Below are 19,113 nucleotides of genomic sequence, written 5' to 3'. Positions count from 1 at the left end.
CGAGCCCTCGAAGCCGACGGCATCCTCACCCGCCACGACTGGCACCCCGAATGGAACTACACCCTCAACCCCACGACACGCACAGATTAATCATTCGCGAGCCCTAACCGCAGGATCCCGGCGTTGTTCACGAGGATGTCGATGCCGCCGAGCGCCTCGATCGCCTCGCCGACCCTCAGCCTCGTGTCGGACTCGTCGGCGAGGTCGACGCGGTGGAAGGTTCCACCGATGCGCTCGGCTTGCGCCCGACCCGGCTCCTCGAGCACGTCGAGCACCGCGACGGAGGCGCCCTCCGACGCGAGCCGGGCGGCGATCGCCGCGCCGATCCCGCGGGCTCCGCCGGTGACGATGGCGCGGCGACCGGCGAGCCGGACGCCGGCGGGGGAGAGAGGGACGTCCATCTTGCGCACTCCTTCGATGCCGGGATCGTCAGCCCGGCAGGCGCTCGGCCGTCCAGCCGTCGCGGGTGCGGGTGTACTCGACACGGTTGCTCGGGCCGTCGGCGTCGCCACGCCAGAATGTGATCCGGCGAGGCACCACCCGGAACCCGATCCACGTCGGCGGCGCCGCGAGGGTACCCTCGGGATGCGCCCCAGCGGACGCGGCCCACGCGCGTCGCCGTTCGGCGGTGCCGAGCCCGGCGAGTTCGGGCGAGTTCGACCAGGCGAGCAGCTGGAGGTACCGTGAGCGCGCCCGGTACGCGGCATCCGCCTCCGCCGTGGAGGCCCGCTCGGCGTCGCCGACCACGGTGAGCTGCCGGCCGAGGTCGACCCACGCGAACGCGAGCGACACCCGGGGGTTCGCCGCCAGCTCGCCGGCCTTCCGGCTGCGCGCATCGGTGTGGAAGTACAGCGCCTCGCCGTCGAACTCGCTGAGCAGCACGTTGCGGGTGTGGGGGTACCCGTCGGCGCCGATCGTCGCGAGCGTCATCAGCGGCCGGAGCTCATCGGTGTTCGCGGGGAACCAGAGGCCGAGCAGTTCCACCGGGTCGGCGAGCGTCTCGTCGGGGTCGGGCTGGTCGGTGCCGAACGTCTGCGTGCTCGTGACGATGATGCGGCCCGCCTCGTTCACCGCTCGGCCCTCCGGGGCCGGAACCGCGCGATCTCCTCGAGCGATCGCGCGCTCTCCTCGACGGCGGTCTCGAAGATCTGCGCCCCGCGCTCGGCTGTCGCTGCGGTCGGATCGCCGATCACGCCAGAGGGGTCGAAGTCGTCGCTCAGCCAGCCGAGGATCACCGGCGTGGAGTGGAACCCGATGCGCGGAACCTCCGCGAGGTGCTCGGGCACCATGCGCCGGGCGTGCGAGAGGTCGACGAGGTCGGGGCGCAGGTGCAGCATGAGCGACGTCTCGCCGTGCCCGCCGTGGATGCCCATGTCGAGTTCGTCGGGCCCCGCGACGCCGTCGCCAGCGGGCACCGGGTAGCCCATGAAGAAGGTCTGCAGGCCGAACCGACGGCGCAGCTCGCGCAGCGCCACCTGCAGGAGGGCGACGTTGCCGCCGTGGCCGTTGAGGAACACGAGCTTGCGCGCGGGCGTCGTCGCGATCGACCGGCCGAGATCGACGAGCGTGGCCATGAGGGTCTCGGCCGTGAGCCACATGGTGCCCGGTGCCCAGCTGTGCTCGTCGGACTTGGTGTAGGCGAGCGGATGCAGCAGCCACGCGTCGACGCCGCGGTCGACCGCCAGGTCGACGGCCGCCGTCGCAACGGCCTCGGCCATGATGCGGTCGGTGGCGAGCGGCAGGTGCTCGCCGTGGTGCTCGATCGCGCCCGTCGGCAGCACGAGCACGGAATCGGACGTGAGGATGCGGGCGACCGCGGGCCCGGCGAGTTCCTCGAGCAGTCGGCTCACGCGGACGCACCGCTGACCATGAGGGGGTTGCTCTCGGCCGTCGCGGGAGTCGGCGCGGGCAGCTTGCCGGGATTGAGCAGCGCGAGCGAGTCGGTCTCGGCCTTGAGGTCGCGGGTGCGCTCGATCTCGACGTCGACGAACCACTGGTGCGGGTTGTGGGTGCTCACGCCCAGCTCGTTGAGGGCCGAGAAGCCGGCGACCACGGCCTCCTCGCTCTCGTACTCGCCCGCGAGCATGCCGATCGGGCGGCCCTTCTGGGCCTCGATGTGCAGCATCCCGCCGGGGTAGACGGCGTGCACCTCGTCGATGCGTTCGACGAGCGCGTCGCCGCCGACCTCGACGTGGAAGTACCTACCCGGGTAGGCCTTCTGCAGCCACTCGATCGGGTGATTGTACGAGATCATGCTGAGCCGCATGATCTCCTGCGCGCCCTCGCGCACCTCCTCGACGACGCCGCCCGCCGATTCGACGAGGGCGGATGCCGCGGCGACCGTCCGGGCGTCGAGGATCGTCCGCAGGCTCGCGCGACCCTTCGGGATGCCGGTGTTGGACGGCAGCGCGTCGGCGAGTTTCGGCAGGTCTGCCGACACGAGGCGCGGCGTCGGCTCGAGCCCGCCCACCCGCATGACGACACCGAGGGCGTCGTGGAAATCGTCGAAGCTCGCATAGAACGCGCGCCACTCCTGTAGCGGCTCGAGCTGCACCGTCGCACGGGCGATGATGCCGGCGGTGCCGTAGTTGTGGAGGTAGGGCTGGGCGGCTTCGCCCTCGACGTGCACGAGCTCTCCGTCGCCCACCGCGTGCACGACGTCGAGCGCGACGACGAACGGGCCGCCGGCGATCACCCCGTGCGCGATCGAACCCGTGCCGCCCGACCCGCCGGCGAGGAACCCGCCGATGGTGCTCTGCGCCGTCGAGGGGTACATGAGCAGCTGCTGGTCGATCGCCCAGGCCTGGTTCTCGATCCTGGCGAGCACCGCGCCGGCCTCGGCGGTGACGTACCCGTCGCCGATCTCGACGATCGCGCGGGCCCGACTCGTGTCGAGCACCAGCCCGCCGGCCATGGGGATGCCTTGGCCGTAGTTGCCTGTGCCCTTGCCGCGCGGAGTGATCGGCACGCCGTGGCGTGCCGCCGCGGCGACCACCTGCCCGATCTGCTCGGCGTTCGCCGGGTAGGCGACGACGTCGGCCAGCCCGAGCGGCAGCTTCGCCGAGATGACAGGTGAGAGCCGGCATCCGTCGACGGAGGCGCGTTCGCGGGTTGCGAGGTCGATGCTCACGCCGCGCTCGCCGAGGAGGGCGGTCAACTCGGCGACGAGTCCGGCGAGGTCGGGAGTCGGGGTCATACGTGTCTTCCTTCGAGGCGGCCGGGGAACCGGGAAGTCTGCGGGTCGGGGAGGCGACGGATGCTGCTTCCCCGACCCGTGACTCGGACTAGAAGCCGAGGGACTCGTCGATGAACTCGTTCGTGTAGATGTCCTCGGGTGCGAGGTCGGCCGGGATCTCGAAGCCCTGCTGCTTGTAGATCGGAACGACGATGTCGAACAGCTCCTGCACGCGAGCGGCGTCGAGGTTGCCGATGGTCTCGTCGGGGCCGTTGCCGATGAGTTCGCTCACCATCGTCTCGACGGAGTAGTCGGCGACGTCCTGCGAGTAGACCCAGCCCGTGTCGTACGCGTCGACGAGTTCGAGGATCAGCTCGTTCGTGGCTGCCGGGTCGGCGTAGTAGTCGAGTTCGGCCTGCTGGAGCACCGGAACGAGCCCGGCGAGGCAGTCGGAGTACTCGGTGACGTTCTCGGGCTTCAGCGACATGACCGCCGCGTACTTCGGGTAGCCGGCATCGTTGATGAGCTCGTAGTCGACGGGCTTGCCCCACTCCGAGACCTCGTTCTCGTAGATGAACGGCTCGGCCGAGGCGAAGCCCTGTTGGGCGATCTTGCCGCCCTCCGACACGAACACGGCGGGGCTGCCGTCGTAGGTGGCGTCCACCTGGTCGGCGCTGAGCACGCCCGCGCCCACGAAGTAGTCGATGTAGGTGCCGCCGGGGAAGACGCGGATGGTCGCGCCGGTCTCACCGAGGTCGGCGATGCCGGTCACGTCGGGGTAGGTCTCGGGGTCCCACATGATCATCTGCGGGTCCTTCTCGAGCGGGGCGAAGACGCCGACGGTGGGCAGGTCGCTCGCGTGCGCGATCGCCTCGTCGGTGCCGACGTACGCCATGAAGATGGTGTCGTCGTTGTACATCTGCGCGTTCGGCTGCGTGAAGCCGGTTGCGGGACCGCCGGCGAGGATCGTCACGTCGACGCCCGTGTACTCGTCGCCGGCCATCAGCGGGCCCGTGACCGACTTCACCGAGTCGTCGATCGTGTAGCCGTCGCCGACGAGCTCGTAGAGGTGGCCGTGCTCGGCCTCGGGATTCCAGTCGGTCTGGATCCTGATGTCGGCGGGGCACCCGGCGGCCGCCAGGTCGATCGAACCGACCTCGAGGTCGGCTGTGTCCGCCCCGGCGTCGTCGCTCGCGGGGCCGCTGCAGGCGGTGAGGGCCAGGCCGCCGGCCATGAAGCCGGCGACCAGGGTCGCTCGGGTGGTGGTGATTCGCATGGGATCTCCTCTGGTGGTGGGGGTGGTGCGGGCTGTGGTGGGGTGGTGCGGGCTGTGGTGGGGTGGTGCTGGAGTGGTGGGTTCGCTGGGCCTGTCGAAGCGAGCGTGCCGTGCACGGCATCCCGTCGACGGGCTCGTGGACCTCAGGTCAGGCGAAGTCGTACCACTTGCCGACGACGCGTCTGCCGAGCCAGCCGAAGAACCAGAACACGACGACGCCGAACAGCGACGCGAGGATGATCGCGGCGAACAGCGCGTCGGATTCGAGGCGGGCGGTGTACTTCGAGATGAGCGCGCCGATGCCCGGCGTGCCGCGCTGGAAGAAGAAGTCGCCGACGATGGCGCCGACCACGGCGAGACCGGCCGAGATGCGCATGCCCGCGAAGATCGCGGGAAGCGCGGCGGGGAACTGCAGCTTCTTCAGCACGATCCAGCGGTTCGCGCGCTGCAGCGTGAACAGCTCCCGCTGGGCGGCGTCGATCGACTGGAGGCCGAACAGCGTGTTCGAGACCATCGGGAAGAGCGCGATCAGGATTGCGACGATGACACGGGCGAAGAAGTCGAAGCCGAACCAGAAGCCGATGAGCGGCACGAGCGCGAGGATCGGGATGGTCTGCAGGATCACCGCATACGGGTAGAGCGAGCGCTCGATCCACTTCGCCTGGTTCATCGCGATCGCCCAGACGACGCCGAGCACGATCGCGACCAGCAGGCCGGTGAGGGCGACGGTGGCGGTGTTCCACAGGGCCTCGTACATGTCGGGCGCGACATCGGGGTCGAAGTAGACCGCGAGCACCGCATGCGGCGGCGGCATGAGGTACGACTTCGATGGGTCGAGGAGCACCGATCCGACGAAGTACCAGCCCGCGATCATGAGGATCGCCACGGCGACGGGCGGACCCCAGCTCGCGATGCCGCCACGTCGGCCCCGGCGCCTGAGCGGCACCGGCGCGACCGTGGTGGGCGCGATCTCCTGCCCGGCCTCGCGGTGCTCGATCATGCCCTCGGTGCTCATGCGCCGTGTCCCGCTCGGAGTGCGTGCGAGACCTCGCCGACGAGGGCGGCGAACTCGCCCGTGTAGCGGATGTCGGGATCGCGCGGCATCGGGAAGGGCACGTCGAACGTGTCGACGATGCGCCCCGGCCGGCCCGACATCACGACGACCTTCGTCGAGAGGTAGACGGCCTCGCTGACGGAATGCGTGATGAACAGGCCCGCGAACTGCTGCTCGACGAAGAGCTTGAGGAGTTCGTCATTGAGGTACTCGCGCGTGATCTCGTCGAGGGCGCCGAACGGCTCGTCGAAGAGGAAGAGCTCGGGATCGAGCGTGAGCGAGCGGGCCAGCGACGCGCGCATTCGCATGCCGCCCGAGAGCTGCCGTGGCAGGTGCTTCTCGAAGCCCGAGAGGCCGACGAGCTCGATCGCCCTGCGCGCCTTCTCGCGTCGCACGGCCTGAGTGTCCCACTGCAACTCGGCGAGCAGCTCGACGTTGGCCTGCACGTTCCGCCAGGGCAGCAGGGTCGGATCCTGGAAGACGTAGCCGACGCGACCCGTGTTCACGGTCGCGGTGCCCTCCGACGCCGTCTCGAGACCCGACGCGATGCGCAGGAGCGTGGACTTGCCGCAGCCCGATGGGCCGACGACCGTGACGAACTCGCCGCGTCGCACGGTGAGGTCGACGCCCGAGAGCGCGATCGTGCCGTTCGGGTAGGTCAGCTGCACGTGCTCGAAGTCGATCAGCGTGGGCGTGGGCGTGGGCGTGGGCGTGGGCGTGGCGGTGGTCGTGCTCGTGATGGCGGGTGCGCGTTCGGTGGTGGCCATGCGCGTCTCACCCCTTTCCGATGAGGGCTGCGGATTCGTTGCGGCTCGGCGCCGGCACGGTCGTCGGCTCGGCGATCTGGTAATGCACGGTGCTGCGGGCGACGATGCGGCCCGAGTGGATGACGATCCGGTCGACGGATGCCTCGGCGATGACGGCCCCGAGGCTCGCGCCGCGCACCGCCACGAACTCGGCGGCGGCGCCCGGTTCGGCGCCGGCACGGGGCATCCGCATGATGTCGCGAGCACCGTTGGAGACGAGGTGCCAGGCCTCTTCGAGCCCGAGGTGCCCTGCGATCACGAGCAGTGCCGCCGTCTCGAGGGCGTCGCTGCGGCCGAGCGGGTTGAACGGGTCGCGCACGTTGTCGGCGCCGGCGCCGACGATGACGCCCGCATCGATGAGCGGACGCAGGGCGGTGAGCCCGCGCGGGGTGGCGACCGGATGCTGTCGGCCCTGCAGGTAGAGGTTGGTGATCGGGAGGCTGACGACGCCGATGCCGGCCTCGACGAGTTCGGCGATGACCTCGGCGAGCTCGTCGGCGGGCAGGGTGCCGAGTCGCACGCTGTGGCCCGCGGTGCGCACGAGGTGCTCGGGCCAGCCGCGCACGATGCGGGCGAACTCGCGCATCGTGACGGGGCCGTCGAGCGCCTCGTCGGTGTGCAGGTCGACCCCGATGCCGCGGCGCTCGGCGATGGCGAGGAGCCGGCGGGTCTCATCGTGCGCGTCGTCGGCGAGGTGCGGCGCGCCGCCCGCGAGATCGAGCCCGCGGTCGAGTGCGCCCTCGATGGTCGCGTCGTCCATGCCGACAGGAGGGAGGGCCACGAGTTCGAGGTCGATGAGGCCCGCGAGGTCGTCGCGGAGCCGCACGAGCGCGTCCACTCCCCGGTACGGGCGTTCGCCCGGCAGCAGGTTGACGTGGCTGCGGATCGCCGTGGTGCCCGTACGGAGCAGCTTCAGCGCCGCGTCGCGCGCGCGGCCGTAGATGTCGTCTTCGCTCAGACGCTCCTGATAGGCGTGGAAGGACTCGATCGCTGCGGCGAGGTCTCCGAAGGGCGGGTTGATCATGTCCCATGTGAGCGCCTTGTCGAGGTGCGCGTGCGGCTCGGCCGCGGCCGGGAGCAGCACGTATCCGTCGAGATCGACGACGCCCGCGGCATCCGTCACCGTCGCCGTGCGGGCAGGCAGCACCCGGGCGACCGTGTCGCCGTCGAGCACGACGTCGGCGGTGCGACCGTCGACGAGGGTCGCACCGCGGAGCACGGAGACGGGGTGTGGGAGCACGCGGTCGGGCCTCCTCGCGGTTGGCGGATTCGGCACTGTATCCGGCGAACGAGTGTTGATAATGTGAACATTCCCGAGCGTACGGACGGCCCGTTTCAGCGCGGTAACCCGGATGTTTCAGTCGCGAGAAGCGGAGCGTCGCGAGCGCGGCGGCACGCAGGAGGACGGAGATCATGGACGCCCAGGTGGACCGCCAGGTCGAACTCGTCGGCGCGCGAATCCGCAGCCTCCGGCGTGCCCGTTCGCTCACGCTCGTGCAGCTGGCCGAGCAGTCGGGGCTCTCGCATCCGTTCCTGAGCCAGGTCGAGAACGGCCGTGCCCGCCCGAGTTTCGCCTCACTCGACCGCATCGCACGCGCGCTCGGCACCACCCAGGTCGAACTGTTCGCCGTGCTCGCCGAACCCGGTCGCAACACCACGCCGACCGAGGGCGCCGTCGTCATCGACTCCGGCGCCGTGTCGGGACCGTTCGCGGAGGGCACCGCCCGCGTATTCGAGACCGGCGCGGTCTCGTTCACGCCCATGGAGATCGTGTCGAGCGCCCGGGACTTCGGCGAGTACTTCGTGCACGACGAGGAGGAGTTCTGCTACGTGCTCGAGGGTTCCGTCGAGGTCGACCTCGACGGAGAGGTCGTGCCGTTGCGCGCAGGCCAGGCCATCTACTACCGGGGCGGGGTGTCGCACCAGTGGCGATCGGCCGACGGCGGAACCTTCCGGTTGCTCTACGTGAAGCAGCGCCTCCAGGGTGCCGGTCCAGAGCGCGCATGACGATCGCACCCGAGTTCGGCGTCGTCGTGCGCGCGAAGACCGCGATAGCCGACGGCGTGGTGCGCATCGACCTGGAGCGCGACCCGCCCGAGCGCTCTTCAGCTCCTGCAGGAGATCTGGTCCCATCCCGCCTGGGGCGGGCATGTGGCCCATTCTCCTGCAGGAGCTTCAGCTTCTCCCGGGGGGAGCCCAGGTGAGGGACGGGGGAGGCGCCGTCAGCGGCCGACGCGGGCGTGCAGGTCGCGCACGAGGTCGCGTTCGTCGGCCGTGACGAGCGCGTAGTCGCGCACCACCACGCGCCCGGCGACGATGACGTGCCGGGGTCGGCGCCCGGGCGACGCCCACAACAGTCCCGCGACGGGGTCGGCGACGCCCGCATCGGCGACGCCCGCGACATCCCACACGCACACGTCGGCCGCCGCGCCGGGCCGAAGGTGGCCGAGCTCGGGCCGGCCGAGCCCGAGCGCCGACCCTTCGGTGGCCATGCCGAGCACGTCCTGCGCGACGAGCGCCGGCCCGCGCAGCCCCGAGACCTGCATCGCGAGGCGGGCGTCGGCGAGCAGGTGCCCGGCGTCGTTCGAGCCGCCGCCGCTCGTGCCGAGCCCCACGATCACGCCCGCGTCCCGGAGGGCGGCCACCGGTGCGACACCCCAGCCCATCATGACGTCGCAGCCGGGCGCGTGGGTGGCGGTGACGCCGGATGCCGCGAGCCGGGCGATCTCGTCGTCGGTCGCGTCGCACAGGTGCGCGAGCGTCACGTCGGGCGCGAGCCAGCCCCATTCCTCGAGGAGCTCGAGGGGGCGACGCCCGTACCGCTCGAGCGCGACGGCCACGTCCACCTGCTCGTTCGACTGCGTGCGACGACGCAGGTCGTGCCGCGCGGCCACCTCGCCGAGGAGGCGGAACGTCGCCTCGGAGTCGCTGTGCACGCCGGCCGGGCCCACGGCGAGCTGCAGCATCCCGTCGCGGGAGACGCCGCCGGGTCCGAGCGGGAGGGCTTGCGCGATCGCGTCGGCCGAGGCCGCGGCCTCCTCGGGGTCGTCTCGCGCGGATCCGCGGACGAAGGCGATGCGCGCGCCAAGGGAGGCCGCGGCATCCGTCACCGCCTTCGCGATGCCGACCGTGTCGGCACCGCTCGGCCAGGTCAGGTGGTGATCGGCGACGGTCGTGACGCCCGCGAGGAGGCCCTCGGCGAGGCCGACCCGCGCCGCGACCGACGTGAGCCCGGGGTCGATGCCGGCGGCGGCGTAGGCGGCCGCCATCGTCGGCAGCCAGGCCGACATCGGGACGCTGCGGGTGCCGGGCAGCGTGCGGAACGCGCTCTGCAGCAGATGATGGTGGGCGTTGACGAGTCCGGCGGTGATGACGCATCCGGTGGCGTCGATGCGCTCGGGCGCCGCGCCGGTCCCGTCCACGACGACGCCGCCGGCGAGGTGCAGGTCGCCGGTGCGCACGGTGGCGGCGTCGACGAGGATCGCCTCTGCGCCGCTGAGGGTGAGCATCAGCCCTGCACCCGGCTTGCGTGACCGACGATGGTCACCACGATCGTGATGACCGCCGAGATCGCCACGCCGAGGGCGATATGCGCGTTCAGCGCCAGCGCGCCGGCGGCGGCGCCGGCCCCGATGAGCGCGATCGCCCCGGCGCGCCGCCGCCACGGGTGCGCTTCGACTCGGGAGCCGAAGACCGAGTCGGCCGCGAGCCCCGTGATCGTCGAGGTCACGACGACCGTCGTGACATCCTTCACCGCGATATGGCGGGCGGCGCCCGCCTGTGCGCCCATGGCGAGGCCGAGTGCCGTGGTGACGGCGAGCAGCACGGGCTGGGCGGGGTCGTCGAGCGTGATCATCACGGCGCCGGATGCGACGAGCACGAGTGCGACGATCGCGAAGACGACGGTGGTGCGCAGGCTCCACCCGGCCGCGAGATCTCGGAGGAGTCGCCCGGCCACCGCGGCGCCGAACATGAACCCCGCGAGCGCGAGCACCGGGCCGGCGATCGGCAGCCCGTCGGCGCCCGTGAGGGCCATGCCTAGGATGACGATGTTGCCTGTCATGTTGCCCGTGAACACGCGGTCGAGTCCCAGGTAGCCGACCGCGTCGATGACGCCGGTCGAGAAGGTGAGGGCGAGCATGAGGCCAAGGTGGGTGCCGGCGGGATGGCGGCGCAGCGTCGAGATCAAGGGACTCCAAGAGGGGGCGGCCCCGTGTCGACACCGTCGGCGAGCACCCGGGGGGACTGGGCGGTACTCTCGACCAGAATGACACAGGTCCGGTCGGGGCCACACGCGGACGGGGTGCTGGATGGGCGGATTTCGGGGAGTGCTGCAGGCGGGCGAGGGCGTGGGCGATGCGACCTACCTGCCGGCCGAAGCCGCGGCGCTCGGCTGGGGGCGGCTGCCCGCGCGCGGCGACTCGCCCGTGCTCACCGTCGACCCCGGCGACGAGGTGATCATCGACACGCTGAGCCACGAGGGCATCCTCGAGGACCAGGGCCGCGACCCGGTCGCGTTCTTCGCGGCGCACGGCGTGCCCCGCGAGCACGTGCTCGACGAGGCCGTCGCGCTCGCGGCATCCGACCATCCGCACGACCCGGCGACGGACGGACCGCACGTGATCACCGGGCCGATCCACGTGCGTGGCGCGCGGCCCGGCGACCTGCTGCGCATGACGGTGGTCGACGTGACGCCGCGGGTGCCGTACGGCGTGATCTCGAACCGGCACGGGCGCGGCGCACTGCCGGGCGAGTATCCGCAGCGGGCCGGCAATGTGAGCGTGTTCACGCCGATCGAGCAGGATGCCGCGGGGCGCTGGTTCGGCGCCCTGCCCCTGGTGGAGGGCGGCGAGCGCAGCGTGCACTTCCCGCTCGCGCCGTTCCTCGGCACCATGGGCGTCGCCGTGGACGCCGATGAGCGCCCGCACTCGGTGCCGCCCGGCCCGCACGGCGGCAACGTCGACATCAACCTCCTCACCGAGGGCGCGTCGCTGTACCTGCCGGTGCAGGTGCCGGGCGCGCTCGCGTACGTCGGCGACCCGCACCTCGCGCAGGGCGATGGCGAGGTGGCGCTCACGGCGCTCGAGGCGTCGCTGCGGGCGACCATCCGGTTCGACGTCGTGCCCGCCGAGACCGCGGTGCGCGAGTTCGGCGAGGTCGCGGGCCCGCTCGCCGAGACGAGCGAGTACCTCGTGCCGACGGGCCTCGACGCCGATCTCGACGTCGCCATGCAGCACTGCGTGCGCCAGGCGATCGGCCTGCTCGGCGCCCGCTACGGCATGGCGCCGCACCTCGCCTACGCGTATCTCAGCGCGGCGACCGACTTCGACATCTCGCAGGTCGTCGACGTCGTGAAGGGCGTGCACGCGCGCATCCGCACGAGCGACTTCCGGCTCGTGCGGCGGGGCGGGGGTGCCGCGTGACCGAGCGGATGCCGCGGCCGCACGCCGCGGGCGACGGCGAGGTGCCCGTCTTCCTGCCCGACGGGGTCGAGGCGCCGGCTGGGCTCGTCGAGGCCGCGCTGGGGTACGAGGCGGCCCTCATGGCCGACGACCTCGAGTCGCTCGCAGAGTACTTCGCGCCGGGGCCCGACACGCTGCGTGGCGATGAGGGCGGACTCCTCGTCGGACACGACACGATCACGCGGTTCCGCGGGCGGCGCGGCGGGGCGCCACAGCGGCGCATCGAGGCGCTGCACGTGCGGCCCATCGACGACGACCACGCGTGGCTCGCGGCGGTCACCGCCCCGCTCGGCGGCGGTCGCGGGCTCGTCGGCCAGCTCTGGGAACGCCGCGACGGCGCATGGCGCATCTCGGCCGCGCACGTCTCCGCGCCGCCGCGGGCCATGGACCCGAGGGTGTGGCGCGTGGTCGGGGATCCGCTCCTCGGCCCGACCGGCTCGGGCCCGCTCGACGGGCACACGATCGCCGTGAAGGACGTCATCGCCGTCGAGGGGTTCGCGCTCGGCGCGGGCGTGCCCGCATACCTCGCGGGCGCCGCCCCCGCGCCCCGGTCGGCGCCCGTGCTCGATGCGCTGCGGGCGGCCGGGGCATCCGTTCGCGGCATCGCGCAGACCGACCAGTTCGCCTACAGCATCGCCGGGCGCAATGCGGCCTACGGCACCCCGCCGAACCCCGCGGTGCCCGGCGCGATCTCGGGCGGCTCGTCGAGCGGCCCGGCATCGGCGGTGGCCATGGGCCACGCGACCATCGGGCTCGGGACCGACACGGCGGGGTCGATCCGCATCCCCGCGTCGTACCAGGGCCTCTGGGGGCTGCGCACTACGCATGGCGCCATCAGCGTCGACGGCGTGCTGCCGCTCGCGCCGAGCTTCGACACGGTCGGCTGGCTCACGCGTGACGGTGAGACGCTCGCCGCGGTGACGCGAGCGGCGTTCGAGCGGATGCCGCAGCAGCGCGTCGATGCCGTGCGGCTCGCGACGGCGGCGCTCGAACTGCCGGCGCTCGACGCACCAGCCCTCGTGCTCGCGCCCGCGCTCGCCGACTCGGCGACCCCCGAGGTCACCCGAGCCTTCGCGGCCGGGCTCGACGCGCTGCGTTCGTCGGGAGGGCGCGTGGACGTGCTCGACGACGACGCGCTGGTCGCCGGCGCGCTCGACGAACTGTACGAGGCGTTCCGCACGGTGCAGGCGGCCGAGGCGTGGGCGCAGCACGGGTCGTGGATCACCGCGCACCCGGGCGCACTGGGCGAGGACATCGCGGCACGCTTCGCTTGGGCGGCCTCCGTCACGGCCGACGCCGAGGCCGCGGCTCGCGAGCGCCTGGCCGTGGCGCGCACCGCACTCGACGCCGCGCTCGGCGACGCCGTGCTCGTGCTGCCGTCCGCGGCATCCGTCGCCCCACCCGTCGACGCGGCGGGCGCCGAAATCGAGGCGATCCGGGCGGCGACGCTGCGCATCACGACCGTCGCCGGCGCGACGGGCCGGCCCGCCCTCTCGGTGCCCGGCCTCATGGCCGGCGGCGCGCCCATCGGCGTGTGCTTCGTCGGGCCGCGCGGCACTGACCTCGGCCTCGTCGAGCGCGCACAGGAGTGGGCGACGGCACTGAAACACGGCTGAGTCGTCGCGCCGACCGCGAGATGTTCCCATGTTGTTGTGGATACGGGTGGCGGGGAGCCATACCGTGCGTGGGAGTTCCGGACTTCGGTACGGACTTCCTCAGTTAGGAAGTCGGTGAGGAGGTCGGTTCGTCGTCCTCGAACAACGGTGTCTGGAGGCCGAGCGGGGTCAGGCGATAGCGGTTGTCACGGCGGCCGCGGCCGGGGGCTGTCGACTCGATGTGTCCTTCGTTCTTGAGCGTTCGCAGCCAGTGTTCGGCGGTCTTCGAGGTCAGATCGAGCAGGTCGCTGACTTCGCTCTTGGACAGTTCGCCGTGAACTTCCAGGAGTCTCAGGATCTGGCGGCGGCGGTTCGGGCGTGGTCGTTTGCCGCCTTCGCGCACGCTCGTCGCAGAGTTCGAGAGCGTGTAGCTTGCGCCACGCTTCAGTCCGGTCTGGTCGATGAGTTCGCGTGCGACGAGGTCTTGAAGCTCCTTCGTCGCGCGGTTGCTGTCAGCGATACCGGTTGCTGCCCGGTACCGCGCGTTGGTCATGGTCTCGCCGTGCCGCATGAGCGCAAGTCCAACGCACTGGGCATCGGTGAGGCCATCGCGGCCGAGCAGCTGGAGCCAGGTGAAGGTCTCCTCGTCGAGCAGCGTGTGGTTGGGGAGCGTCACTTCGAATGAGGTGGTGCCGTCCTTGAACCGCGGCGGGCTCATCCCGGCTTCGCGAAGCGCTGCAAGCATGGTGCGGATTCCCGAGCCGCGGTTCTCGCAGACAGTGCGGTCTTCACCGGGGATCTGCACGTCTTCGAGCATCTTCAGCAGCGAACCGTTTCGTGCGGAGGACGTGCCCTCATCGCCGAGATGCTCGACGTCGACCGCTCCGAAGAGGCCGCCGGGGTTCATGATGCGCAGCCGGTCGGGATACATTTCGATCTGCACCTGCGTACCGCGGGAGCCTGGGGTGAGATCGCGGTGAACGAGCGCGTTGACAACCGCTTCGCGTAACGCTTCGGGCGGGTATTCCCAGGTATCGCGCCGTCCGGCGCCGACGATGAGCGCACGTTTCTTCATGTTCCTCTGTACGACCCTGAGCGCTTCTTCGACCATGACTGGGATCGGTCCGTCGATGCTTGCGTTATCCAGGAATCTGAGACCGGCCGCGTCACGCACGCCCGTGATCGTCGGGTAGGAGACGAACGTCACGTCGAGTTGCGGGAAGAACTGTTGCGGGTAGCGTCCCAGCGCGAGAAGTCCGGCGAGTGTCGGGTGATCTGCCCCGTCGGAGCCTCTGGCGATCACTTTGGTCATCCTGAGGATGACGGCGTCGGCCTCATCCGCGAAGATGCGCGCGTTCGTTCCTGCACGTAGGCGGCTGGTGTACCTCGTGACTTCCGCGGTATCGAGGTCGTCAATAGTCGCTTCGAGGACGGGTTCATGGTCGAATGTGGGCTGACCGCGGTCGGCCACGAGTTGGTGCACCTCCTCCGCGGTGAGTCGTCGGTCGTCGTCGCCGACCCGGATGAAGGCGCCGCGGTCCAGGCCGCGTGACTTGACGTAGCAAGGCTTCTGGTTGCGCGGGAGTTCTGGGATATCGGCGATGACCAGCGTCTGCCCGTCGACCTCGGCGAAGTCGATTTCTGGCACCAGGGGCGGCACCATGTCGTCGCGTGCCCACGACGCGAAATCGGCCATGATCTTCGTCGGCTCGCGGACTCCAACTGCAGTGAAGTTGCCGCCCTCATCAAGGCCAAGGATGATCGTGCCGCCGCCAGGTGTGTTCGAGAACGACGAGAGCGTCTCCAGCACGGACTTGGGAAGGGCGGTCTCGGCTCGTTTCGCCTCGATGGAGGTCGCCTCGGCGCCGAACTTGCGCAGGGCTGCCACGACCTGAGTGGCGTCGTTCATCGGCCACCTCCTCACACGGGCAACAGATTAGTATCTTAGCCCATTACGTTAGGATATAGTGACGCTCGGTTAGGATGTTGTCAACCGGGCGAACTCGGTTCCTGATGGCTGCCGCTCCTCGGGCGCGGAATCGACGACGCGGTAGCGTCGGTGCGGCCCTCGTCCAGCACGCACGCACAGCAGTGGGCAACGGCACTGAAACACGGCTGAAACCGTCGCGTCGTAGCCTGACGCCCTGAACCGCAGATCCAGGGAGTCACATCATCGCCGTGCCCATCGACCCGCCGGCCCGCCTTCTCATGGGGCCGGGCCCCGTCAACGCCGACCCGCGCGTGCTGCGCGCGATGTCGGCGCAGTTGGTGGGCCAGTTCGACCCGTTCATGACGGCGACCATGAACGAGACGATGGAGCTCTACCGGGGGGTCTTCCGCACCCGCAACGAGGCGACGCTGCTCGTCGACGGCACCTCGCGGGCGGGCATCGAGGCGGCCATCGTGTCGCTCGTCGCCCCCGGCGACCGCGTACTCGTGCCGATCTTCGGCCGGTTCGGGCACCTGCTCGCCGAGATCGCGCGGCGTGCCGGGGCCGACGTGCACACCCGCGAGATCGAGTGGGGCGGCGTGTTCTCCGTCGGCGCCATCGAGCGGGCGATCGTCGAGGTGCGGCCCGCGCTCCTCGCCATCGTGCACGGCGACACGTCCACCACCGTGGCCCAGCCGCTCGATGAGCTCGGCGCGATCTGCGAACGCCACGGCGTGCTCTTCTATACGGATGTCACCGCCTCGCTCGGCGGCAATCCCTTCGAGCTGGACGCGTGGGGCGTCGACGCCGCGACCGCCGGCCTGCAGAAGTGCCTGGGCGGCCCGTCGGGCAGTGCGCCCATCAGCCTCTCGCCGGCGGCCGTCGAGCGCATCGAGGCGCGGAAGAGCGTCGAGGCCGGCATCCGCGCCGACGGCGACGCCGTGCTCGACGAGCCGATCCGCTCCAACTACCTCGACCTCGGCATGATCCTCGACTACTGGGGCGAGCGGCGGCTGAACCACCACACCGAGGCCACCACGATGCTCTACGGCGCCCGCGAGTGCGCCCGGCTCCTCCTCGAGGAGGGCATGCATGTCGCGATCGAACGCCATCGGCTGCACGGCTCGGCGATGCTCGCGGGCGTCGAGGCGCTCGGCCTCGACGTCTTCGGCGACCGTGCGCATCGCATGCACAACGTCGTGGGCGTGCACATTCCCGACGGCGTCGACGGCGAGCGCGTGCGCCGGGCGCTGCTGGAGGACTTCGCCATCGAGATCGGCACGTCGTTCGGGCCCCTGCACGGCCGGATCTGGCGCATCGGTACCATGGGGGTCAACGCCAGGCGGGACGCGGTGCTCACCACGCTCGCCGCGCTCGAGCAGGTGCTGCGGGCCGAGGGACATCCGCTCACCGCCGATTCGGGCGTGGGCGCGGCGCGCGACGTCTACTCGGAGACGGCGGCATGACCCGCGCGCCCGGCCCCGGATCGCTCGCGGCGGCCGAGCGCGTGATGCAACGATGCGACCGGCTCGCCGAGATCTCGGGGAGCCCCGACCTGCTCGAGCGCGTGCACCTGTCGCCTGAGCACCGGCGGGCCAACGAGCTCGTCGCCGAGTGGATGACGCAGGCCGGCCTCAGCACGTGGCAGGACGCCGGCGCCAACCAGTGCGGCCGCATCGAGGGCGCCGAGCCCGGACTTCCCGCCCTGCTCATCGGCTCGCACCTCGATACCGTGCGCGACGCGGGCCGCTACGACGGCATGCTCGGCGTGCTCCTCGCCGTCGAGGTCGCCGCGCGGTTCGCGAGTCGCGCCGCCGAGCTTCCGTTCGCGCTCGAGGTCGTCGGCTTCTCCGACGAGGAGGGCACCCGGTTCGGCAACGCCCTGCTCGGCAGCCACGCCCTCGCCGGCACCTTCCCCCCCGAGTGGTGGGGGCTCGCCGATGGCGACGGCGTGACCCTCCGGCAGGCGTTCGCGGACTTCGGCCTCGACCCGGCCCGCATCGGCCGAGCCGCCCGCCGGCCCGAGTCGCTCATCGGCTACCTCGAGGCGCACATCGAGCAGGGCCCGTACCTCGAGGAGGCCGACCTCCCCCTCGCCGTGGTCACCTCGATCGCGGGGGCGCGGCGGTTCGAGCTCACCATGACCGGGGTCGCCGGGCACGCGGGCGGCACGCCCTACGAGCGCCGCCACGACGCGCTCATCGGGGCGAGCGAGCTCGTCGTGGAGGTGGAGTCGGTCGCCCGGGCGAGCGGCGTGATCGGCACCGTCGGGCGCATGCAGGCCTTCCCGGGCGGGGTCAACGTGATCCCGGGCCGGGTCGAGTTCAGCCTCGACCTCCGGGCCTCCACCGACCACGAGCGCGACCGCGTGCTCGCCGAGATCATCCGCCGAGCGAACGTGATCGCCGAGCGGCGCGGGTTGCGCTTCGAATCCACGGAGATCTACCGGGCGGATGCCACGGCGTGCGCGCCATGGCTGCAGGACGCGATCGCGAGCGGCATCCGCCACGCCGGCAGCGAGGAGCCGATGGCCATGTGGAGCCGCGCCGGACACGACGGCATGGCCGTGAGTGCGGTTGCCGACGTCGCCATGTTGTTCGTGCGCTGCGGCCGGGGTGGCATCAGCCACTCTCCCGACGAGATCGTCGACGTGCGGGATGTCGCGGTCGCCCTCGACGCGTACGAGGCCGCCGTCGTCGAGGTCGCCGAGCGCGTGCGCGCCGAACCCGGCCGGCTCGGCTCCGACCGACTCGGGGCGGCGTGATGGAGCAGAGCCTGCGTGAGGCGATCCTCGTCGACTACGCCCGGCGACGACCGGGTTGCGGTTTCGATGGTGCCGGCTCACGGGTGACGGATGCGACGGCAGTGCGTTCCGTGCACCGGCGCAACCCGCTCTGCGGTGACGAGGTCGTTCTGCGGCTCGAGGTCGCAGCGGGCGACGCGACGATCACGCACCTGCGTTGGGACGGCCGCGGGTGCATCGTGTCGCAGGCGTCGGCGGCGATGCTCGCGTCACGTGCCGAGGGGATGACGGCGGCGCAACTCCAGCGCCTCTCGCGGGAGGTGCACGAGCTCATCGTCGATCAGTCCGGCGCACCCGGCGACATCGACGAGAACGACGACCTCGCGACGCTCGCCGGCATCGGCCGCTTCCCGCTCCGGGCGCGCTGTGCGGCGCTCGCCTGGGACGCGCTCGATGAGGCGATCGGGCGCGACTCGGCACCGGTCACCGGTCACGATCGAGGCCCGGAGTGAGGTCGCCGCACTCGACGGCGGCGACGCGGTGCTCTGAGAGGTATTCGTTCGCCCCGGTGTCACCCGAGACGCTCGCCGTGACCGCCGGCCAGTGCGACCGGCCGATGAGCACCGGATGTCCCGGCCGGCCTCCGAACACGGCGCGCACGAGCGCCGTGGCGGCATCCGGTCCAGCCCGATCGAGCACCCGTCGACCGACGCTCGCCGGCAGGTCGGGCAGGTCGACGAGGCTCACGAGAACGCACGCGGCGTCCGTCGACTCGGCGAGCCCGAGCCCGGCGCGCAACGACGCCGACAACCCCAGCGACCAGTCCGGTGCCACCACGACCCGGGCGTCGTGGGGCACGAGGGCGCGAGCCGAGTCGGCCTCGGCCCCGAGCACCACGGCGACATCGCCGCAGCCGGCCGCACGGAGCATCCGGCAGCCGAGCGCGACCCACGGCTCGCCCGACGCGTCGTGCATCAGCGCCTTGGGCCGACCCATGCGGGCGCCCGCGCCGGCCGCGAGCAGCAGACCGAAGGGTCGGAGGATCATGGCTACAGTTAACCGGAGCCGCCCG

The 19,113-nt window shown here is 71.5% G+C and carries 18 protein-coding genes; 6 read left to right on the top strand and 12 right to left on the bottom strand.

The features are described 5' to 3' along the window. Positions 1-86: 86 nt before the first annotated feature. From IEX31_RS13675 to IEX31_RS13640, 8 genes are all read right to left on the bottom strand, one after another. On the bottom strand, positions 87-401 hold the full coding sequence (locus IEX31_RS13675) for an SDR family NAD(P)-dependent oxidoreductase (RefSeq protein WP_188743978.1): 315 nt from the start codon (positions 399-401) through the stop codon (positions 87-89). A gap of 28 nt (positions 402-429) precedes the next feature. Beyond that, on the bottom strand, positions 430-1,071 hold the full coding sequence (locus IEX31_RS13670) for a pyridoxine/pyridoxamine 5'-phosphate oxidase (RefSeq protein ID WP_229662357.1): 642 nt from the start codon (positions 1,069-1,071) through the stop codon (positions 430-432). Next, the gene (locus IEX31_RS13665) at positions 1,068-1,850 is read right to left on the bottom strand and encodes a creatininase family protein (RefSeq protein WP_188743977.1); all 783 of its coding nucleotides are present in this window, start codon (positions 1,848-1,850) and stop codon (positions 1,068-1,070) included. The genes IEX31_RS13670 and IEX31_RS13665 overlap by 4 nt, the downstream gene beginning before the upstream one ends. Beyond that, entirely contained in the window at positions 1,847-3,196 is a 1,350-nt protein-coding gene (locus IEX31_RS13660) for an FAD-binding oxidoreductase (protein ID WP_188743976.1), read from the bottom strand. The genes IEX31_RS13665 and IEX31_RS13660 overlap by 4 nt, the downstream gene beginning before the upstream one ends. Before the next feature lie 88 nt (positions 3,197-3,284). Continuing rightward, a complete protein-coding gene (locus tag IEX31_RS13655) occupies positions 3,285-4,451 on the bottom strand; it encodes a substrate-binding domain-containing protein (protein ID WP_188743975.1) in 1,167 nt (388 codons plus the stop codon). A gap of 148 nt (positions 4,452-4,599) precedes the next feature. Then, a complete protein-coding gene (locus tag IEX31_RS13650; RefSeq protein ID WP_188743974.1) occupies positions 4,600-5,466 on the bottom strand; it encodes an ABC transporter permease in 867 nt (288 codons plus the stop codon). Continuing rightward, positions 5,463-6,272: an ABC transporter ATP-binding protein gene (locus tag IEX31_RS13645; RefSeq protein ID WP_188743973.1), complete on the bottom strand. Its 810-nt coding sequence runs from the start codon at positions 6,270-6,272 to the stop codon at positions 5,463-5,465. Before IEX31_RS13645 ends, IEX31_RS13650 begins: the two co-directional genes overlap by 4 nt. 7 nt (positions 6,273-6,279) lie before the next feature. Next, entirely contained in the window at positions 6,280-7,551 is a 1,272-nt protein-coding gene (locus IEX31_RS13640) for an amidohydrolase family protein (protein ID WP_188743972.1), read from the bottom strand. A gap of 173 nt (positions 7,552-7,724) precedes the next feature. On the opposite strand from IEX31_RS13640, the gene IEX31_RS13635 reads away from it, so the two are divergent. Continuing rightward, positions 7,725-8,318 (top strand): helix-turn-helix domain-containing protein, encoded by a 594-nt coding sequence (locus tag IEX31_RS13635; RefSeq protein WP_188743971.1) that lies wholly within the window; start codon positions 7,725-7,727, stop codon positions 8,316-8,318. 215 nt (positions 8,319-8,533) lie between these two features. Here IEX31_RS13635 and IEX31_RS13630 read toward each other — a convergent pair whose 3' ends face one another. Further along, entirely contained in the window at positions 8,534-9,820 is a 1,287-nt protein-coding gene (locus IEX31_RS13630) for an amidohydrolase family protein (RefSeq protein ID WP_188743970.1), read from the bottom strand. Further along, positions 9,820-10,452, bottom strand: coding sequence for a DUF1275 family protein (locus IEX31_RS13625; RefSeq protein WP_188743969.1), 633 nt, complete (start codon positions 10,450-10,452; stop codon positions 9,820-9,822). Before IEX31_RS13625 ends, IEX31_RS13630 begins: the two co-directional genes overlap by 1 nt. Positions 10,453-10,621: 169 nt before the next feature. On the opposite strand from IEX31_RS13625, the gene IEX31_RS13620 reads away from it, so the two are divergent. After that, positions 10,622-11,734 (top strand): acetamidase/formamidase family protein, encoded by a 1,113-nt coding sequence (locus IEX31_RS13620; protein ID WP_188743968.1) that lies wholly within the window; start codon positions 10,622-10,624, stop codon positions 11,732-11,734. Beyond that, positions 11,731-13,389, top strand: a complete 1,659-nt coding sequence (locus tag IEX31_RS13615; RefSeq protein WP_229662356.1) for an AtzH-like domain-containing protein — start codon at positions 11,731-11,733, stop codon at positions 13,387-13,389. Before IEX31_RS13620 ends, IEX31_RS13615 begins: the two co-directional genes overlap by 4 nt. 103 nt (positions 13,390-13,492) lie before the next feature. Here IEX31_RS13615 and IEX31_RS13610 read toward each other — a convergent pair whose 3' ends face one another. After that, positions 13,493-15,277, bottom strand: a complete 1,785-nt coding sequence (locus tag IEX31_RS13610) for an ATP-binding protein (RefSeq protein ID WP_188743967.1) — start codon at positions 15,275-15,277, stop codon at positions 13,493-13,495. Positions 15,278-15,576: 299 nt separating this feature from the next. Here IEX31_RS13610 and IEX31_RS13605 point away from each other — a divergent pair, with 299 nt between their 5' ends. From IEX31_RS13605 to IEX31_RS13595, 3 genes are read left to right on the top strand one after another with little or no spacing between them, the layout of a single operon-like run. After that, complete coding sequence (locus IEX31_RS13605; RefSeq protein ID WP_188743986.1) at positions 15,577-16,764, top strand: pyridoxal-phosphate-dependent aminotransferase family protein; 1,188 nt, start codon at positions 15,577-15,579, stop codon at positions 16,762-16,764. Next, a complete protein-coding gene (locus tag IEX31_RS13600) occupies positions 16,761-18,062 on the top strand; it encodes an allantoate amidohydrolase (protein ID WP_188743966.1) in 1,302 nt (433 codons plus the stop codon). Before IEX31_RS13605 ends, IEX31_RS13600 begins: the two co-directional genes overlap by 4 nt. Continuing rightward, the gene (locus IEX31_RS13595; protein WP_188743965.1) at positions 18,062-18,553 is read left to right on the top strand and encodes an iron-sulfur cluster assembly scaffold protein; all 492 of its coding nucleotides are present in this window, start codon (positions 18,062-18,064) and stop codon (positions 18,551-18,553) included. Before IEX31_RS13600 ends, IEX31_RS13595 begins: the two co-directional genes overlap by 1 nt. On the opposite strand, the gene IEX31_RS13590 is transcribed toward IEX31_RS13595, so the two are convergent. Then, positions 18,525-19,088, bottom strand: a complete 564-nt coding sequence (locus IEX31_RS13590; protein WP_188743964.1) for a nucleotidyltransferase family protein — start codon at positions 19,086-19,088, stop codon at positions 18,525-18,527. The genes IEX31_RS13595 and IEX31_RS13590 overlap by 29 nt on opposite strands. Between the last annotated feature and the right edge of the window lie 25 nt (positions 19,089-19,113).

This window comes from Agromyces bauzanensis (assembly GCF_014645655.1).
GTDB lineage: Bacteria > Actinomycetota > Actinomycetes > Actinomycetales > Microbacteriaceae > Agromyces > Agromyces bauzanensis.
Note: the sequence above shows the minus strand (reverse complement) of the source record. Positions and strands in the feature narration are given on the sequence as shown.